Source organism: Cupriavidus sp. (genome assembly GCF_057315035.1).
The window spans coordinates 11,768-30,400 of the sequence record NZ_DBHKYV010000046.1 but is presented as its reverse complement, the minus strand read 5'-3'; the positions used below and the strand labels follow the sequence as shown (position 1 = coordinate 30,400).

Below are 18,633 nucleotides of genomic sequence, written 5' to 3'. Positions count from 1 at the left end.
GCTTGCGAGAGACCGCATGCTGAATCCCGAACTCATCCCGGTAGCCGACCAACTCCGGTTCGCCGCCGAGCATGGCCAGCCCTGCCCGCCGGTGCGCGAGGCCATCGCGCTGGCCGCCCGCGACGGCGCCGATCCGATGGCGCTGGCCTACGCCATCCAGCAACACAACACCGCGCACGCGCTCGCCGCCGGACGCCGGCTGGTCGGCCGCAAGATCGGCCTGACGTCCGTCGCCGTGCAGCGGCAACTGGGCGTGGACCAGCCCGATTTCGGCATGCTGTTTGCCGATATGGCGCGCCAGGACGGCGAGGAGATCGACTGCGCCGATGTGCTGCAACCGAAGGTCGAGGCAGAAATCGCGCTGGTACTGGAGCACGACCTGCCGCATGCCGTGCACACCGTCGCCGACGTGATCCGTGCCACCGCCTTCGCGCTGCCGGCCATCGAGATCGTCGGCAGCCGGATCGCCAACTGGGATATCCGGCTGACGGACACCGTCGCCGACAATGCATCGTCTGGCCTCTACGTGCTGGGCACGCGGCCCGTATCGCTGGCCTCGCTGGACCTCGTGCATTGCGGCATGGTCATGGAACTGGCCGGCGAGCCGGTCTCGGTCGGCAGCGGCGCTGCCTGCCTCGGCAATCCGCTGAACGCGGCGGTCTGGCTTGCCAACACGATGAGCCGCGTTGGCGCGCCGCTTCGCGCCGGCGACACCATCCTGACCGGCGCGCTCGGTCCCATGGTGGCCGTGCAACCCGGCCACGTCCTTACCGCCAGCATCGAGGGCCTGGGCAGCGTCAGCGCGTCGTTCCGGGCCACCACACAAGGAGACGCCTGAGATGAAACCCTGCAAGGCAGCCATCATCGGTTCCGGCAACATCGGCACCGACCTGATGATCAAGATCCTGCGCCACGGCAAGCATGTCGAGATGGGCGCCATGGTGGGGATCGATCCCGCTTCCGAAGGACTGGCTCGCGCGACGCGCCTCGGCGTGCCGGTCACCGCCGCCGGCATCGACGGCTTGCTGGCCATGCCAGAGTTCGGTGAGATCCGCATCGCCTTCGATGCCACCAGCGCTGGCGTCCACGCCCGCCACAACGCGGCACTGCAGGCGCACGGCGTGCGGGTGATCGACCTGACGCCAGCCGCCATCGGTCCTTACGTGGTGCCCAGCGTCAACATCAGTGCCCATCTCGATGCGCCGAACATCAACATGGTCACCTGCGGTGGCCAGGCCACGATCCCCATCGTGGCGGCCGTATCCAGCGTGACGCCGGTCCATTACGCCGAGATCGTGGCCTCGATCGCGAGCAAGTCCGCAGGACCGGGCACGCGAGCCAATATCGACGAGTTCACGGAAACCACCTCGCGCGCCATCGAGTCCGTAGGCGGTGCCCGACGCGGCAAAGCCATCATCGTTCTCAACCCGGCCGAGCCGCCGTTGATCATGCGCGACACGGTGTGCTGCCTGATCGACGAAGCCGACACGGCGGCAATCGAAGCGTCCGTGCACGCGATGGTTGCGCGTATGCAGGGCTATGTGCCCGGCTACCGCCTGAAGCAGCGCGTCCAGTTCGACCGCATCGACAACCCGGTGAACGTGCCCGGCCTGGGACCGATGACGGGCCTGAAAGTCACCGCCTTTCTGGAAGTGGAAGGCGCCGCGCACTACCTGCCCGCCTATGCGGGCAACCTGGACATCATGACGAGCGCCGCGCTTGCGTGCGCCGAACGTGTCGCGCAGGCGCTGGGCGACCGGAATGTCCTCTCGGTCGCCAGCTAAGGAATCTGCCATGATCGACAAGAAACTATATATCTCCGACGTGACGCTGCGCGATGGCAGCCACGCAATCCGCCACCAGTACTCGGTGGCGCAGATGCGCGCCATTGCGCGCGCACTCGATGCGGCAGGCGTTGATTCGATCGAGGTGGCGCACGGCGACGGCTTGGCGGGCTCCAGCTTCAACTACGGCTTCGGCGCCCATGCAGACGTGGAATGGATCGCGGCCGTGGCAGAGTCCGTGCAGCGCGCGGCGGTGGCCACGCTCCTGCTGCCCGGCATCGGCACCGTGCACGACCTGCGCGAGGCCTACGCCGCCGGCGCGCGCGTCGTCAGGGTGGCCACGCACTGTACCGAGGCCGACACGGCGCGGCAGCACATCGAGACCGCGCGATCGATCGGCATGAACGTGGCCGGCTTCCTGATGATGAGCCACATGATTCCGGCCAGCGAACTGGCCCGCCAGGCAAAGCAGATGGAAAGCTACGGCGCCCATTGCGTCTACGTGGTGGACTCCGGCGGCGCCCTGACCATGGACGGCGTGCGCGAGCGATTCCGCGCATTCAAGGACGTGCTCGATCCTGCGACTCAGACCGGCATGCATGCGCACCACAACCTCGGCCTCGGCGTGGCCAACAGCATCGTCGCGGTGGAGGAAGGATGCGACCGCATCGACGCCAGCCTGGCCGGCATGGGCGCTGGCGCGGGCAATGCGCCGCTGGAAGTATTCATCGCCGCGGCCGAGCGCATGGGATGGCATCACGGCTGCGATCTCTACCAGTTGATGGACGCCGCCGACGACATCGTGCGCCCGCTGCAAGACCGCCCCGTGCGCGTGGACCGCGAAACGCTGGCGCTGGGCTACGCCGGCGTGTACTCGAGTTTCCTGCGCCACGCGGAAAGCGCGGCGGCCAAGTTCGGCCTGAAGACCGTCGATATTCTCGTGGAACTGGGACGTCGCCGCATGGTGGGCGGCCAGGAAGACATGATCGTCGATGTGGCACTCGACCTGCAGCGATCGCTCAACGCGAAAAGCCAGGAGGCAGCATGAGCCAGCACGCCGCCATCGCCAGCGCCCTGGACGCCGCCGCGCGCGACGCCACAGCGATCGGCCAGTTCAGTTCGGCCTCGCCGTTCTCCATCGACGATGCCTACGGCATTCAGGCCAGGTCGATCGAACACCGCTGCCAGCGCGGAGAACGGCGCATCGGCATCAAGCTGGGATTCACGAGTCGCGCCAAGATGGTTCAGATGGGCGTAGATAGCCTGATCTGGGGCTGGCTCACCGATGCAATGATCGAGGAAGACGGCGGCCGCGCGGCCATGGCGCGCTATATCCATCCACGCGCCGAGCCGGAGGTCTGCTTCCTGACCCGCCGCGACATCACCGGTCCGTTGACCCTGCTGGAGAGTGTCGACTACCTGGAGGCCGTGGCACCGGCGATCGAGATCATCGACTCGCGCTACCAGGACTTCCGCTTCACGCTGGAAGACGTGGTGGCCGACAACTGCTCGTCGGCGGGACTCGTGGTCGGACCCTGGTCGCGCAACTTCGATGCACTGGCCAATCTCGGCGTCGTGCTGCGCATCGACGGCCGCATGCGGCAATCAGGCTCGACGGCCGCCATTCTGGGCCATCCGTTGCGCAGCCTCGTCCAGGCATCGCAGGTACTGGCGCGCGCCGGCACGGTGCTACCGGCCGGCAGCCTGGTCATGGCGGGAGCGGCCACGGCGGCGGAACCGTTCACGCGCGGCAACCATGTCTCGGTATCGATCAGCGCGCTGGGCCGCGCTTCCTTCCTGGCGGCATGACGCCATGCCTGTCCGACGGTCGGGCAGGCTTCACAATGAAAAGAGCAAGCATGCAGGCAAACTCCGCTTCATCCGTGGTAGCCGGAAAGGCCACGCCACGCGGCACCTTTCCCCATGTGCGCCGCGCCGGCGACTTCCTGTTCGTCTCGGGCACCAGTTCCCGACGCGCCGACAACAGCTTCGAGGGCGTCGAGGTAGATGCGATGGGCACGACCGTGCTCGATATCCGCCAGCAAACCCGCGCCGTGATCGAGAACATCCGCGACATCCTGCGCAGCGTGGGCGCGGACCTGGAGGACGTGGTCGAGATCACGTCCTTCCTGGTCGACATGAACGACTTCGGCGGCTACAACGCCGTGTATGGCGAGTACTTCGGCTACGACGGGCCAACCCGCACGACGGTGGCCGTGCACCAGTTGCCCCATCCCCACCTGCGCATCGAGATCAAGGCCATCGCCTACCGTCCGCTCACTTCCCAGGCAACATGAAGAAGATCGATATGCACGCCCACTTCTTCCCGCGCATCACGCAGGAAGAGGCCGCCGCGCTGGACGCGGACAAGGCACCCTGGCTCGCCGTCGATGACGACGGCGAATCGGGCCACATCATGGCCGGCGACAAGAAGTTCCGGCCGGTCTACCGCGCGCTATGGGACCCCGCCCTGCGCATCGAGGAAATGGACCGCAACGGGCTGGACCTGCAGATCGTCTGCGCCACCCCGATCATGTTCGGCTATAGCTACGATGCGCGCGCCGCCGCGACGTGGGCGCGCCGGATGAACGACCTGGCGCTCGAACATTGCGCCTATCGCCCTGAGCGCCTGAAGGCGCTGGCGCAGGTGCCCCTGCAGGACCTGGAGATGGCTTGCGCCGAGGCTTCACGCGCGAAGGCCGATGGCCATGTTGGTGTGCAGATCGGCAATCATCTCGGCCCGCACGACCTCGATGACGAACGCCTGGTCAGCTTTCTGGTGCACTGCGCGAACGACAACATTCCGGTGCTGGTTCATCCGTGGGAGATGATGACCGACGGGCGCATGAAGAAGTGGATGCTGCCGTGGCTGGTGTCGATGCCGGCGGAAACGCAGCTTGGCATTCTCTCCCTGATTCTTTCTGGCGCCTTCGAACGCATTCCGCGGACGCTACGGCTGTGCTTCGCGCATGGCGGTGGTGGCTTCGCGTTCCTGCTGGGCCGCGCGGAAAACGCCTGGCACTGCCGGGACATCGTCCGGCAGGACTGCCCGCATCCGCCTTCCCACTATCTGGATCGCTTCTCGGTGGACAGCGCAGTCTTCGACGATCGGTCGCTGCGGCTGCTGGTGGAAGTCATGGGCGCCGAGCGTGTGATGCTGGGCTCGGATTACCCGTTCCCGCTCGGCGAACAACAGATCGGCAAGCTGGTAGCCGATTGTCCCTATCTCGACGACACGTCGCGGCAGCAAATCATGGCGCGCAACGCCATGCGCTTTTTCGGATTGGCTTCGGATTGGCTTCGGGCTGACTTCGGTTCGACTGGTTGAGTGCACCACGGCACCCCAGGGTGCTGTTATGCCGTGGTGCCGTGGCGCCGTGTCCGGCGCAATCAGCTGACGCGGTTCGCCTGGAGCAGTTCCATGACATGGAGCGTGAGCCGTGTGGTGTGGCTGCGCATGGCCAGGTACGCCTGCTCAGGCTGGCCACCCAGCACCGCCTCGACGATCTGCTGGTGTTCCCGATGCGAAACCTCGAAACGGCGTTCGACGCCCGATTGCGCGGCGCGGAACGGGGCCAGCCGCTCGCGCAGGTTTTCCACCGCCGATACCAGGGTTGCGTTCTGGGTGCCCTGGCAGATCAGTTTATGGAAGCGGTGATTCAGTGCCAGATAGGCCTCCGTGTCCTGCTTTTCGGCGGCGGCGATGGCCTCTTCGTGCAGCAGTTCCAGCTGCCGGCGCTGCATCGCGCTCATGCGCTGCGTGGCAATCCGGCAGCACAGCGACTCCAGCTCGCACAGTGCTTCCAGCATGTCGGCAAGCTGTTCCGGGCTGGTATTGATCACCACCCCGCCGCGACGCGGCACCAGTTCGATCAGGCCCCGGGCATCGAGCAGGCGCAACGCCTCGCGCACGGGGGTGCGTGATACCTGAAAACGCTCGGCCAGCGCGGGCTCCTCGAGCTTCGCGCCGGGCGGCAGCGCGCCCGAAATGATCTCCTCGGCCAGTTGCTGGCCGATTTGGGAAGCGATGGTGGTCACGATGTCCTCAGGTTTTGTACGCGCTGGATGCGACGCAATTATACGCGATGGAAACTGGTTATTCGCAGCTACTAATCTGAGTACTTTTTTCTTTTATTGAACACACTTTAAGTGTAGTGTATACACATAAGCCGGGAAGCCGGGGCACATTCGCCCCAGCCCGGCTTCAATACGTGGATAAAACATTGACCAAGAGGAGCACATCCATGAGCAGCAAACTGCGTCACATCGCCTTGTCCGTTCCCGATCCATGGGCTACGGCCGAGTTCTACCAAAAGGCCTTCGGATTCCGTAAGGTCGGCGAGACCGACTCGTCGCTGGCGCGCGGGGTCTATCTGACGGATGGCACGATGAGCATCGCCCTGCTGAACTACAAGAGCGACGAGGCGGCCGGCGAAGATCGCGGCAAGGACTTCGTCGGATTGCACCACATCGGCGTGTGGGTCGACGACATCGTGGAAGCACGCAAGTCGGTGGAGGCCGCGGGCGGCCGCTACTACATGGGCGAAGTGCCCGTGAAGGGCAATATCTTCTATGAAGTGAAGTATCGCGATCCGGACGAGATCATCATCGACCTGACCGATCACGGCTGGGGCGGCGCCTCGAAGGACGCCAACAGCGGCGACCAGGGTCCGGCCATGCGCAACCCGGACCTGAAGGCAGACCGCGGAGGGATCTGATCGCAGGCATCTCGGGGGCGCCCGCCTTGAGAACGGAGCTTACCGGCCGCGACAACTGGCTCAACGTAGCTGCCCAGATCGAATCTGGGCGGAAGCCAGTCGTCGAGGCCACTGGTTTTACGGCGTCGGGATAGCCAGCTCTGTCTCTCAAACTGGCGGCGGTTTGAACTGCCAGCACCCACGCGCACCTGCGCGCGCCGGGGGCCACCCCAGCGCGCAGCGCAGGCCTTACAAAGCCATATCCGGCACCTTCTTCACCACGCCCGGGTTCGTCATCGGGGCAGTGGCCGGGACAACGCCGTCGAGGCTTGGCGGCGCGATGGCCAATTGCAGCGTTTCGGCCGTGGTCGCCCATTCCGTTGCCAGTAGCTGGGGATTTTCGTTGAGCTTCTTGCCGTAGCTGGGCACGATCTCACGAATCTTTTGCTGCCAGGCCGGCGTTTTCATCTGCTCGGGGAAAACGCGTTCAAGCAATGACAGCATGATCGCCGGCGACGTCGATCCACCTGGCGAAGCGCCCAAGAGCGCTGATACCGAACGGTCGCCAGACACCACAACCTCCGTGCCAAGCTTCAGTACCCCACCCTTCTCCGGGTCGTTCTTGATGATCTGCACGCGCTGCCCAGCCTCCCACAGACGCCAGTCCTCGTCCTTCGCCTCGGGCATGTAGTGGCGCAATGCCGCCATCTTTTCTTCGCGGGACAGAGCCAATTGCTGCGCAAGGTACTTCACGAGTGCAAATTCGTGAGCGCCGACCTGCAACTGGGGAATGACATTCGACGGCGTCGTCGCCTTGGCCAGGTCGAAATACGAGCCGTTCTTGAGGAACTTGCTCGACCACGTGGCAAACGGCCCGAAAAGGATCACCTTCTTGCCATCGAGCACCCGGGTATCCAGATGGGGAACCGACATCGGGGGCGAGCCGGTATCGGCAAGACCGTAGACCTTCGCCAAATGGCGCGAGGCGATCTCAGGCTTGTCGGTGACCAGGAACTCGCCGCCAACCGGGAAGCCACCGTATTGATTCGCCTCGGGAATGCCGGACAGTTGCAGCAGCGGCAATGCAGCGCCACCCGCGCCAATGAACACGTTGCGTGCGTCCACCGTCTGGATCCTGGAACTGTCGTTCGTGTCGAAGGCAGACACGCGCCAGGTGCCGTCCTCATTACGGGTAATCGAACGCACTTCATAGCCGGTGGAGACCTTCACACCCGCATTGCCGCTCAGGTGCTTGTAGAACTGACGAGTGATTTCGCCCAGATTCACGTCGGTACCAAGCGGCGAACGCGTGGCGGTGACCATTTCGTCGGGCTTGCGACCTTCCATCATGATCGGGATCCACTCGGCAATCTTCGCCGGGTCGGTCGTCATTTCCATGCCGGCGAATAGTGGTGAAACCTTCAGCGCCTCGACGCGCTTGCGAATGAACTCCCGATTCTCCTTTCCGAAGACCAGGTTCATGTGCGGCGTCGAGTTGATGAATCCGCGCGGATTACCCAAAACGCCCTTGCGCACCTGATGCGCCCAGAATTGGCGTGAGATCTGGAAATTCTCATTGATGTTGATGGCCTGGGCGATATGGACATTGCCCTTATCATCCATCGGCGTGTAATTCAGTTCGCAAAGCGCCGAGTGTCCGGTGCCGGCGTTGTTCCAGCCGTTCGAGCTTTCTTCCGCGACTTTGTCCAGGCGCTCGAAAACCTCACACGTCCAGTTCGGTTCCAACTCTTTCAGATAGACGCCGAGCGTCGCACTCATGATGCCGCCGCCGATCAGCAGCACATCGACCTTGCGATCCGCCTTCGCGGCACGGTACTGGCTGCCGGAAAAGTACGAGTAGCCGCCCCATACGGCTGCGGCACCGATAGCAGCAGCAAGGAATTTACGTCGGGTGAATGGCTCGCCGCCGCGACCGGGCGCCGTCTTGTTGTCCATTTGAGTCATGGGAGTCACTGTCTAGATTGGCGTGTGACATCGTCAGACTGATCAAGCCCGGGCTTGCCGGCGTTGATGCAGACTGGGGGCGCTGTCGTGTTTGTGCGCTGCAGGCTGGAAGCAATTCCACATGCCGAGCGATACGAAAGCGCGGATTGTAACGCACGCCGAACAAATCGTAGGTGAAAACCCTAATATGGCTGCGGCGACCGTCAACTTACGGGCATCCCAAAGAAACCCATGTTGGCAAGTAGATGCCAGAAGGCTACTTTACTTAGGGGCTGATTACCCTCGCCCCTTCAGGAACGACTTTGGCGGCGAATAAAGCCACCACCACCGCATTCGCGCCAACTCCAGGGCATCAAAGGGAGTGACATATCATGCACACTGTAATCAGGGCATATTCGGGAGCAGGCACCAAGGAACTCTTCGATTTGTTGGAGGGGCGCACTCCCGATATTGAATCGCTGATGCGCACGGTCCAAGGCTTTGTCAGCTACACACTGGCCCGAAGCGAGGATGGTGAATTTGGCTTCTCAGTTACCGTTTGCAACGACAAGGCGGGGATTGATGAAAGCAGCCAGAAGGCCAAGGACTGGATCGCAAGGAACGCTGCAGGCAATAGCGCAAGTGCCCCAACGATCTCGGAGGGACTCGTGATCCTGCACGTCAAGTAGCGGCAATACGTGCTGCCCGATTCGAGCGCAGGGTTGGAGGCCCCTGCCATCGCGCGGTGGAAATCGACGCGGGACTGGCGTGCGTGATGCTTGTCGGCTTCGCTGACCTCGGCTAGCCTGCTACCGATGCCGATTCTTCGCTGCGCTGCGATACCCATTTGATGCCAGAACGCTCGACCAACCGAAATGGCAAGGCGCTTCAGCGCCTGCGCCGGGTCTTTTCCCCGCTGAACCTGGCGGCGGCGGCGTGGTTGATCGCAACATGGGCGTTCGCGACGTTTCAGCTCGTGAGCGAGCGAGACCGCTTGCTGCGAGACGCCGCTGCGCGTACGCAAGCGGAGGCTGCGGCGTTCGGCGCTTACTCGAAATCCAGCATCCTGAGGCTGTCCGAGTTCCTCCTCGATCTGCGGGCCAGTTGGCTGGTAGGCCAGACCGGCTTCATCGACATGGTGCGTGAGCGGCAGAACCTGGTCGTAGACCTGTCGTTCCAGGTGGCAGTGATCGACAAGCATGGCCTGCTTGTCTACTCGTCCATCGCCCCGCCCGCACCCGGCGAAAAGGTCGACCTGAGCGGCCGCGAGCATTTCCGGGTCCATCAGAATGCGGGCGGGCGCGACATGCTGTTCATCAGCGACCCGGTGAAGGGCAAGGTTTCCGGCAAATGGTCGATCCAGTTTACGCGCCCCATCCTGCGTGCGGGCAGCTTCGACGGGGTCATCGTGGTCTCGGTCAGCCCGGAGCAGTTTGCCAGCTTTGCGCAGACATTCGCAAACCGTGATGGCGAAGTGGCGTCGGTCATCAAGACTTCCGGGCAGGTCATTGCGCGCGTGCCGGCCCTTGAGGGCTCGCTGGCAAGGGCAGTCAGCAACAGGCCGTACCTCGCCAGCAACTCGCCCCAGTCTGGCAGTTATCGGGCGGTGTCGGGCTCAGAAAACGTGGAGCGGGTCTTCGGTTATTACCGTATGCCGGACTTCGGGCTCAATTTCGTGGTGGGCGAGTCAGTCGGCCTGGTGCTGGCACCCTACGAGGGCCATCGTCGCGTTGCTTTCGCAGGAGCCATTGCCTCCACGCTGCTGCTTGGCCTGCTGTACTACAGCCTGCGCCGCTCCATGGCGGAGCGACGGCGCCATATGGAGGAGATGCGGCTGGCTTCGCTGGTCTACTCGTCCAGCAGCGAGGCCATGGTAGTGACGTCGCTAGATGGCACCATTATCGACGTGAACCCCGCCTTTGCCATCGCCACCGGCTATACGGCCGAGGAAATCAGGGATCGCTCGGGCAATAGCATCAGCGGGACCGGCAATGCGGCCGGGCTGGTCGAGCGCCTGCGGGCCACAGTGAAAGCCAAGGGCCGATGGAGCGGCGAATTTTCGATCCTCCGCAAGGACGGCAGCGAATTTCCTGCCTACCTGACCGTGGATACCTACCTGCCCCACGCGCATGGCGAGCGGCGTCGCGTCGCGCTGATCCACGACATGACCGAGAAGCGCCAGGCGGAGGAAGTCATTCGGCACCAGGCGAACTTCGACGCGCTCACGGACCTGCCCAACCGCCGACTGTTCTTCGAACGGCTGGAGCAGGAGATCGAGCATTCGCGCGACACGCAGAATGTGCTGGCTCTGCTGTTCATCGACCTGGATCGCTTCAAGGAGGTGAACGATACCCTCGGCCACGATCAGGGCGATGCGTTGCTACTGGAGGCGGCACGGCGCATTGCGGGATCGGTGCGCGCGTCGGATACCGTGGCACGGCTGGCCGGCGACGAGTTCACCGTGATCCTGCCCGAGGTGGGTGATGCCGGCGTCGCAGAGGGCATCGCCGAGGCGATCCTGAAGCAGATTGCCGCGCCTTACCGCCTGGCCGGCGAGCTGGTGGTGGTGTCGGCGAGCATCGGTGTGGCCACCTTCCCCAAGGACGCCGACAACGCCGAGGCCCTGCTGGTGTACGCCGACCACGCGATGTTTGCGGCCAAGCAGGAGGGCCGCAATCGCAGCAAGATCTTCTCCCAGGCGCTGCTGCAAGCCGAGAGGGAGCGCCTGCGCATCACGCAGGACCTGCGCACGGCGCTGGCGTCCGGGCAGTTCGCGCTGCACTACCAGCCCATCGTCGATCTGCGTACGGGCAAGGTTTGCAAGGCGGAGGCCCTGATTCGCTGGAACCATCCGGTGCGCGGGCCCATCCATCCGGCCGACTTCATTGCCGTTGCCGAGGAATCCGGCCTCATTATCGACATCGGTCGTTGGGTGCTGACCGAAGCGCTGGACCAGCTGGTGCGCTGGCAGGTGCTGCTGGGCAAGGACTTCCAGATATCCCTCAACAAATCACCCATGGAGTTCTGCGCGCCTGCGAGCGGGCCCGAGTCCTGGTCCAGCATGATCGAGCGCAGGAACGTGCCAGTGGGAGGCCTTGTCATCGAGATCACCGAAGGCTCGCTGATGGAGCAAAGCACCGATGTCATGGATCAGCTCTCTCGTTTCCAGGCGGCTGGCATCGAGATCGCGCTCGACGACTTCGGCACCGGCTACTCGTCCTTGTCGTACCTGCGGCGCCTGGACATTGACTACATCAAGATCGACCGGTCTTTCATCCGCTCGCTGACACGGGGTCCGGACGACGTGGCCTTGTGCCGCGCCATCATCAGCATGGCGCATGCACTGCGTATCCGGGTGATTGCCGAGGGGGTCGAGACCGAGTCGCAACGCGACATCCTGGTGGCTGCCGGATGCGACTACGGCCAAGGCTACTTCTTCTGCCCGCCGGTAGAGGCCAGCGCCTTCGAGGCGTTTGTGAGTGCCGTGACTTGAGGGGAGCGGCGGAACGGTGGCGTCATCCTTTGCACCGCATCGCGCCTACTTCAGCACATTTCGCGCAGCCCGATGGCCCGTGCGCTGCGCTCATAAGCGCTGGGTCAACAATGATTGGTGAAGGTACTATCCTTGAAAGACGGGATAGCAGGCCGGCGCCACGGTCTCTGGATTTTGGTCAGGCCATGAAAACGATGGCAGTGACGACATGAAGCTCATTCGCACGCTGACCGTGCTGTGCGCCATGCTGACCGGTTGCGTATCAACCGGTGTCGACATAAGACCCGAGCAGTTGTCGAACTTCCTGCTTGGTTTCTCCACTATCGACGACGTGACCAGCCAGCTTGGAACGCCGTGATCCCAGGTCTCGCTGAAAACAGGATCAACCATCCTGATCTATTCGTTTGCGAAGTCCCAACCGCATCCTGAGAGTTTTATCCCGTTCATTGGTCCGCTCTTCTCCGGAGGCAAGATCCGGTCGTCGATGGTCTTGCTTGAATTTGATGAGAACGGCATTCTCAGAAGTGAACGTCGAACGGAGTCGAGCGGGACTTCCGGCCTGAGCGTAATGCCCTCTAACTCAATGTAGTCAGGGCTGCCGCCGCGTCTGCTCCTGTCCACGACTCCTGCCACCTTTGCGTTAAGCCTCCGGCAGCGGACTTGCCAGTGTCACCCACGGACCCTTGGCCCCGCTTGTACAGACCTAAAATTACCGGAAAAACGTGAAGCAGAGCCTTTTCGCAATCGCCGCGATAACTTCCTTCGTCGCGGTCTGCGCCAGCATTGGTAGTGCTGGCGCAACCCCTTTAACAATTGCTTCAAACCTGCCACGCAAACCGTCCATCAGGACAAAGCCGTCTTCCGCAGCCCAGACCGCGATCGCGCTTACCTCCACTTACTCCAGAACCGACCCACGCCACGAATTCTTCAATGCGCTCAACGCGCTGCGCACCGCAATGGGTGTAGGGGCGTTGCGCCAGGATTTCGCCCTGGATGCCGCAGCCGAAAACCACCTGGAATACATGAAGCTCAACGCGGTGATGAGCCACACGGAGATCCCTGGCAACCCTGGTTTCACCAGCCCCGATCCGTACCAGCAAGTAGTCTCCATGGGGGGCTCGCACACGCAATGGGTTGGACAGAATGCTTACAGCGGCGAACTTGGCCGCTGCCTTGCCTCGATGGCAAACTCGGTTTACCACTTGCAAGGGATTACCAGCAACCAGGAGACGATCGGCCTCGCCATGCGTGACAACTACTGCGTGATGAACTTTGGGGTGGTGACCGCAGCGGGAGCCGGCGGGTATGGCCTCGCCCAATGGGGCGGCCAACAACTGCATCCCGGCACGGGCGCCCACTACCCAGCCGACAATGCCCACGTCCACGGCACATTCACGCCTGGCGACGAGATCCCGAATCCAGCGCCCGACCTGACCAGAGCCGGCCCCCCGATCATGTTCCGGGTCAACGTTGAAAAGCCGTCTGACGTGCTGACGGTCTCGAACTTCATCCTGACGGGGCCCGGCGGCAGCCGGGTGCCGGCCCGCATCCTGGTGCCTACCCAATCCAAGACCGGTTCGGTTGCTTCGGCTATCGAGGACATGAACCTGTATCGAGGCGTGGTGTTCCTGCTCCCCACGCAGCCCATCGCTGCTGGCACATACACCGCAACGTTCGCCGGCGCACGCAACGGTGTATCGATCAGCAAGTCCTGGAGCTTTACGGCTTACTGATCTGTTTCGGTCAGGTCAGGTCAGGTCAGGTCAGGTCAGGTCAGGTCAGGTCAGGTCAGGTCACAACTTCTCAGTTCTTCGCCTCAGACGCTCGATCAAGCCGTCCTGGCGCTCGCTACGCGTCAGCCGCTACTGCAGCGGTGCATCTGTATGGCGCACCTGGCACTAGATCAGTGCTTGGGCCCGATCTCACGGCGCTATATCCCTGAGGCCAGTGCCTGATGCAATTTTAGTGAGCCGTGGCATATATATTGCATTGAGGACCTAGCCAACGCTGTCCTTAAGACAACCTGGCAAATCACGATTACACGCTTCGAAAAGGAGCGTCCCGGGCAATGGCGCCCCGAAGCGAGATCACCGAGAACCGAACAAACGGTTTGCGGGTATCTCGCTTCGGGGCGCTTTTTATTTGCCGACACAGCGCGCTGCGTGCCCGCGTCGGCTATTTCTTCAAGGCATGACATGAACGCTTTTTCTGGGCAGCTAACTGAGGCCGAGGTGTCCGCTGAAACCATCGGCGCCTTGATCAATCTTTCCGGTAGGCAGCGCATGCTGTCGCAGCGGATCGTCCTGCAAATGTTGCTCGCTTCGCGCGGGGACACTGCCGCGCTCGATATCGCGCGCAAAAGCCTGTCCTTGTTCGAGTCAGCACACCTGGATCTCGTGACTGGCAATGAGCGCGTGCCAGGCCCCTTCTCTGACGCCTTGCGGCAACTGTACTTCGGCAATCCGCGCGCTGACGCGCGTATCCGTGAATTCATCGCCGAGGTCAAAACCGTCATAGACGCACTACCAGCCAACACCAGTCGGCACGCGTCCTCGCTCGATTCACTCGTAGCTCAAGCCACCCCAATGCTTGAACTGCTGCAGAGCGTGACACAGGCCTACCAGGAGGAAATGCACCGTTGCGAAGTCGCTGCACGCAAGCGCCAGATCGACCTCGTCGAGCGTCTCAGCGGCATTACGATGCAAGCGAACATCGTCGCCATGAATGCCCGCATCTCGGCAGCACGGGCCGGAGAGCATGGCAGGGAGTTTTCCGTCATTACGCAGGTGCTCGCCGACATCATCAAGGAGATGGATCAACTGATCCGCCACGTCGTCGGTACGGGCGATGCGCCCAAAGGTTCCACCAGACTTTGATTCGGAGACGCCCTTGCAACGTTACCGCTATTTCTCGTGCTTGATCGTCTGCATCGTCCTGGCGCTGAACCTGACCGGGACCGCTTCCGCCGGAACGCTGACAATAAATGAGGCAATCAACAAAGCGGGCCGACAGCGCATGCTGTCTCAGCGCATGGCAAAGGCTTACTGCGAGGCAGGCCTCGGCGTGGAAACCGAACGGTCGAAGAAGATCCTCGAACAGTCGGTGGCGCTCTTCGACAAGCAGCTTCTGGAGCTAAGGACGTTCGCGCCCACGCCGGAGATCAAGGATGCCTACACCAGGCTCGAGCAGACATGGACTCCCTATAGGCAATTGCTGTCCAGCGGTACCCCCAACCTCGAGAATGCGAAAACCATCGCAAGAATGAGCGAGGACGTGCTGACACTCTCGCAACTCGGGACCGTCCTCCTTGAGAAACACTCCGGTACCACGACAGGCAAGCTGATCAACGTTGCCGGCCGCCAGCGGATGCTCTCGCAGAGAATCGCCAAGATCAGCATGTTCCGCGCGTGGGGTATCACTTCTCCCCAGACGATGCAGGACCTGACCGCGGCTACCAGAGAGTTCACAGCCGCGCAGGCACTACTGACCTCCGCACCGCAAAACACGGCAGCCATCCGCGACGCACTGCAGCTTGCCGGCTCTCAGTGGCTATTCTTCGAAGAAGCGGTCAATCAGACCGGAGTCGGTCGCGCGGAACAGCTGAGGAACATTGCCACGACCAGCGAGCGAATCCTGCAAGTCATGGATGACGTCACCGGCATGTATGAGCGGTTGACCCAATAACCGGCGCATTCCGATCAGAACGGCGCCGCGAACATCAGCCGCCCACCTACTCTCCATGTGATGAATCTGTCTCGCGGGTTTTCCCGTGATTGAACTTTTCCTCCCCCTATCATTTAATTCAGCATGAATTAATTAATAGCGCTCCCGAACTGGAGCCGATCGGACGGAGACAAGATGACCGCATCCAAGGCAGGCCGTGGCGTGAACTCTGCCAGCTTGCGTCTTTACAACGAGCGTGCCCTGCTGCTGGCGTTGCGCCGCGCCGGCGAAGCGTCCAAAGCAGACCTGGCCCGCATGGCGCAGCTGACCAATACGGCAGTTGGCAGCATCGTGCAGACGCTGACCGATGAAGGCCTGATCCAGCTTACCGGGCGGCGCGTGGAAGGCCAGCGCGGGCAGCCTGCCAGCCTGATCCGTCTACAGCCCACGGGGGCCTTCGGCGTCGGCGTGCGGCTTGACCGCGGCAGCATCGAGGTCGTCATGGTCGACTTTGCCGGGCATATCCTGGCCAGCAGTGCGCACCAACTGGTATTGCCCCACCCCGAGCAAGCGCTGGAGTTAGTGCGCCGCGACATCGAGGAAATGCGCGCCCAGCTCACCCCAGCCGAGCAGAAGCGCGTCCTGGGAGTCGGTGTTGCCCAGCCCTACAATCTTGGCGCGTGGCTGCGCGAACTCGACGTGCAGGGCGAAGCCTCCCTCGCCACCTTTCGCGCCTGGGACGAAGCCGATTTCCCCTCGATGCTGGCGGAAGCAACGAACCTGCCGGTATTCAGCGAAAACGACGGTACCGCGGCCGCAGTGGCAGAACTCTTCTACGGTCGCCACCACGCGCAGCACTTCCTTTATGTCTTCCTTGGTCCGGCGATTGGCGGCGGCGTGGTGCTCAACGGCGACTGCGTGCGCGGTGTCTCCGGCAATGCCGGCGACATTGCGATGATGCCGGTGCCGCCCAGCACGCTGGCTTCTGCTCCGTCAGTGCCGGGCCGCCGGCTGGACATCCTGATCTCGCGCGCCTCGCTCAACGCACTGACGCGCCACCTGCGCCACCACGGCGTGACAGTGCAAGGCCATGCCGACCTGCAGCGGCAGGTGGAGTCAAAGCACCCGGCCGTGGCGGAATGGGTGGATGACTGTGTCGATGCGCTGGCTCCGTCGCTGCAATCAGCGCTGGCCGTGCTGGACGTGCCACTGGTGATCTTTGATGCCGATATCGACGGCGGCCTGGTGGCCACGCTGATCGAACGCCTACAGCAGACGCTGGATGACGGCGCCCCGGAGGCGCGTCCGGCCGCCCGCATCGTGCGCGGCTGCTTTGGCGCCAATGCGGGCGCGGTCGGTGCCGCTTCCCTGCCGATGTTCATGAACTTCTCGCCGCGCGCCGAATTGCTCAAGGGCGCGTCCGCCATCGTTCCGGAGGCCAAACATGCCACTGTCTGAAGCCACCGCCGCACTGACACCGATGCTGGAAATGCGCAATATTTCCAAGACCTTCCCAGGTGTCAGGGCACTCAGCAATGTCCAGCTCACGATCTATGCCGGCGAAGTCCATGCACTGATGGGTGAAAACGGGGCGGGCAAGTCGACGCTGATGAAGATCCTCTCCGGCGCCTATGTCGCCGATGACGGCGCCGAGTGCCACATCGCTGGCCAGCCGGTGGTCATCGACGGCCCGCTCGCCGCCCGCTCGCAAGGTGTAGCGGTGATCTACCAGGAGTTGAGCCTGGCGCCCAACCTGAGCGTGGCCGAAAACATCTATCTGGGACGCTTCCTGCACCGCCATGGCATGGTGGACCGCGCCGCCATGGCACTTGCCTGCGAAGGCACGCTGGCCCGGCTGGGCGCTGACTTTACTCCGCAGACTCTGGTTGACCGCCTGTCGATCGCTCAACGCCAACTCGTCGAAATTGCCCGCGCCGTGCATTTCGAGACCCGCATCCTGGTGATGGACGAGCCCACCACTCCGCTGTCCACCCGCGAGACCGACCAGCTGTTCGCGCTGATTCGCCAATTGCGGGCCGGTGGCATGGCCATCATCTACATCAGCCACCGCATGGCCGAGATCGACGAACTGGCGGATCGCGTCACCGTGCTGCGCGACGGCTGCTACGTTGGCACGCTGGAGAAGGCTGACCTCACCCAGGCGGCACTCGTCAAGATGATGGTTGGCCGCGATCTGTCGGGCTTCTACACCAAGACGCATGGCCAGACGCAAGTGGGCGACATGGTGCTCTCGGTGCGCAATATGTCCGACGGACGACGCGTGAGGGATTGCAGCTTCGACCTGCGCGCCGGAGAGGTCCTTGGCCTGGCTGGCCTTGTCGGGTCGGGCCGCACGGAACTGGCACGGCTCGTGTTTGGTGCCGACACGTGCAGCAGCGGCGCGGTGTACCTCGCCGACCGGCCACTGGCTATCAGCCATCCACGCCAGGCCATCGACGCGGGTATCGCCTACCTGACGGAAGACCGCAAGCTGCAGGGCCTGCTCCTTGACCAGAGCGTGCACGAGAACATCAACCTGATAGTTGCCGCGCGCGACGCGCTGCGTGGCGGCCGGCTCAACCGTGCCAGCGCGCGCCGGCGCACGGCCGCCGCCGTCAACTCGCTTGGCATTCGTGTGGCGCATCCGCGCGTCAATGTTGGCTCGCTGTCGGGCGGCAACCAGCAGAAGGTGATGCTATCGCGCCTGCTTGAAACGAAACCGCGCGTGCTGATCCTGGACGAACCCACGCGTGGGGTGGACATCGGCGCCAAGGCCGAAATCTACCGTGTCATTGACGAGCTCGCCCGCTCGGGCGTAGCCGTCCTTCTGATCTCCAGTGAACTACCGGAGGTGGTCGGCCTGTGCGACCGCGTACTGGTAATGCGTGAAGGCCGGCTGGTTGGCGAGGTGCACGCCTGCCAGGATGCCGCCGCCACGCAGGAACACATCATCGCGCTCGCCACGGGTGTAGACGCCCCGACACCGACCACCGTACTGCACTGACCCCACATTCCACTGAGACCGCGCAGACGGTCGGCAGCAAGTGCCGCC

General features: G+C 63.1%; 16 protein-coding genes and 1 pseudogene. 15 read left to right on the top strand and 2 right to left on the bottom strand.

The annotated features are described in order from the left end of the window. The first annotated feature begins 16 nt into the window (after positions 1-16). The 6 genes from ACO550_RS34075 to ACO550_RS34050 are packed head-to-tail and all read left to right on the top strand — an operon-like array spanning position 17 to position 5,112. Positions 17-838, top strand: a complete 822-nt coding sequence (locus ACO550_RS34075) for a fumarylacetoacetate hydrolase family protein (protein ID WP_315596883.1) — start codon at positions 17-19, stop codon at positions 836-838. 1 nt (position 839) lies between these two features. After that, positions 840-1,784, top strand: a complete 945-nt coding sequence (locus tag ACO550_RS34070) for an acetaldehyde dehydrogenase (acetylating) (RefSeq protein ID WP_315596884.1) — start codon at positions 840-842, stop codon at positions 1,782-1,784. Between the two features lie 10 nt (positions 1,785-1,794). After that, a complete protein-coding gene (dmpG, locus tag ACO550_RS34065; RefSeq protein WP_315596885.1) occupies positions 1,795-2,832 on the top strand; it encodes a 4-hydroxy-2-oxovalerate aldolase in 1,038 nt (345 codons plus the stop codon). Then, a complete protein-coding gene (locus ACO550_RS34060; protein WP_315596886.1) occupies positions 2,829-3,593 on the top strand; it encodes a 2-keto-4-pentenoate hydratase in 765 nt (254 codons plus the stop codon). The genes dmpG and ACO550_RS34060 overlap by 4 nt, the downstream gene beginning before the upstream one ends. A gap of 50 nt (positions 3,594-3,643) precedes the next feature. Beyond that, a complete protein-coding gene (locus ACO550_RS34055) occupies positions 3,644-4,081 on the top strand; it encodes a Rid family hydrolase (RefSeq protein WP_315596887.1) in 438 nt (145 codons plus the stop codon). Further along, positions 4,078-5,112: an amidohydrolase family protein gene (locus tag ACO550_RS34050; RefSeq protein WP_315596888.1), complete on the top strand. Its 1,035-nt coding sequence runs from the start codon at positions 4,078-4,080 to the stop codon at positions 5,110-5,112. Before ACO550_RS34055 ends, ACO550_RS34050 begins: the two co-directional genes overlap by 4 nt. Positions 5,113-5,174: 62 nt before the next feature. Here the strand turns inward: ACO550_RS34050 and ACO550_RS34045 are convergent, their stop codons facing one another. Further along, entirely contained in the window at positions 5,175-5,822 is a 648-nt protein-coding gene (locus ACO550_RS34045; protein ID WP_315596889.1) for a GntR family transcriptional regulator, read from the bottom strand. Between the two features lie 206 nt (positions 5,823-6,028). On the opposite strand from ACO550_RS34045, the gene ACO550_RS34040 reads away from it, so the two are divergent. Beyond that, positions 6,029-6,502, top strand: coding sequence for a VOC family protein (locus tag ACO550_RS34040; RefSeq protein ID WP_315596890.1), 474 nt, complete (start codon positions 6,029-6,031; stop codon positions 6,500-6,502). A gap of 228 nt (positions 6,503-6,730) precedes the next feature. Here ACO550_RS34040 and mqo read toward each other — a convergent pair whose 3' ends face one another. Next, positions 6,731-8,446 (bottom strand): malate dehydrogenase (quinone), encoded by a 1,716-nt coding sequence (gene mqo / locus ACO550_RS34035; protein WP_315596891.1) that lies wholly within the window; start codon positions 8,444-8,446, stop codon positions 6,731-6,733. Between the two features lie 371 nt (positions 8,447-8,817). Here mqo and ACO550_RS34030 point away from each other — a divergent pair, with 371 nt between their 5' ends. The 8 genes and pseudogenes from ACO550_RS34030 to ACO550_RS33995 all read left to right on the top strand — a co-directional run bounded on the left by ACO550_RS34030 (position 8,818) and on the right by ACO550_RS33995 (position 18,585). Beyond that, positions 8,818-9,114, top strand: a complete 297-nt coding sequence (locus ACO550_RS34030) for a hypothetical protein (RefSeq protein ID WP_315596892.1) — start codon at positions 8,818-8,820, stop codon at positions 9,112-9,114. 161 nt (positions 9,115-9,275) lie between these two features. Then, positions 9,276-11,918 (top strand): bifunctional diguanylate cyclase/phosphodiesterase, encoded by a 2,643-nt coding sequence (locus ACO550_RS34025; RefSeq protein WP_315596893.1) that lies wholly within the window; start codon positions 9,276-9,278, stop codon positions 11,916-11,918. Positions 11,919-12,126: 208 nt separating this feature from the next. Then, positions 12,127-12,507: pseudogene (locus ACO550_RS34020) on the top strand (hypothetical protein). Between the two features lie 133 nt (positions 12,508-12,640). Beyond that, positions 12,641-13,651 carry a CAP domain-containing protein gene (locus ACO550_RS34015; RefSeq protein WP_315596894.1) on the top strand — a complete coding sequence of 337 codons (1,011 nt, stop codon included), beginning with the start codon at positions 12,641-12,643 and terminating at the stop codon, positions 13,649-13,651. 462 nt (positions 13,652-14,113) lie between these two features. After that, a complete protein-coding gene (locus ACO550_RS34010; protein ID WP_315596895.1) occupies positions 14,114-14,794 on the top strand; it encodes a methyl-accepting chemotaxis protein in 681 nt (226 codons plus the stop codon). Then, positions 14,766-15,602 (top strand): type IV pili methyl-accepting chemotaxis transducer N-terminal domain-containing protein, encoded by an 837-nt coding sequence (locus ACO550_RS34005; RefSeq protein WP_485995096.1) that lies wholly within the window; start codon positions 14,766-14,768, stop codon positions 15,600-15,602. The genes ACO550_RS34010 and ACO550_RS34005 overlap by 29 nt, the downstream gene beginning before the upstream one ends. A 174-nt stretch (positions 15,603-15,776) precedes the next feature. Next, on the top strand, positions 15,777-17,039 hold the full coding sequence (locus ACO550_RS34000) for an ROK family protein (protein WP_315596897.1): 1,263 nt from the start codon (positions 15,777-15,779) through the stop codon (positions 17,037-17,039). Beyond that, positions 17,026-18,585: an ATP-binding cassette domain-containing protein gene (locus tag ACO550_RS33995; RefSeq protein WP_315596898.1), complete on the top strand. Its 1,560-nt coding sequence runs from the start codon at positions 17,026-17,028 to the stop codon at positions 18,583-18,585. The genes ACO550_RS34000 and ACO550_RS33995 overlap by 14 nt, the downstream gene beginning before the upstream one ends. Positions 18,586-18,633 lie beyond the last annotated feature (48 nt).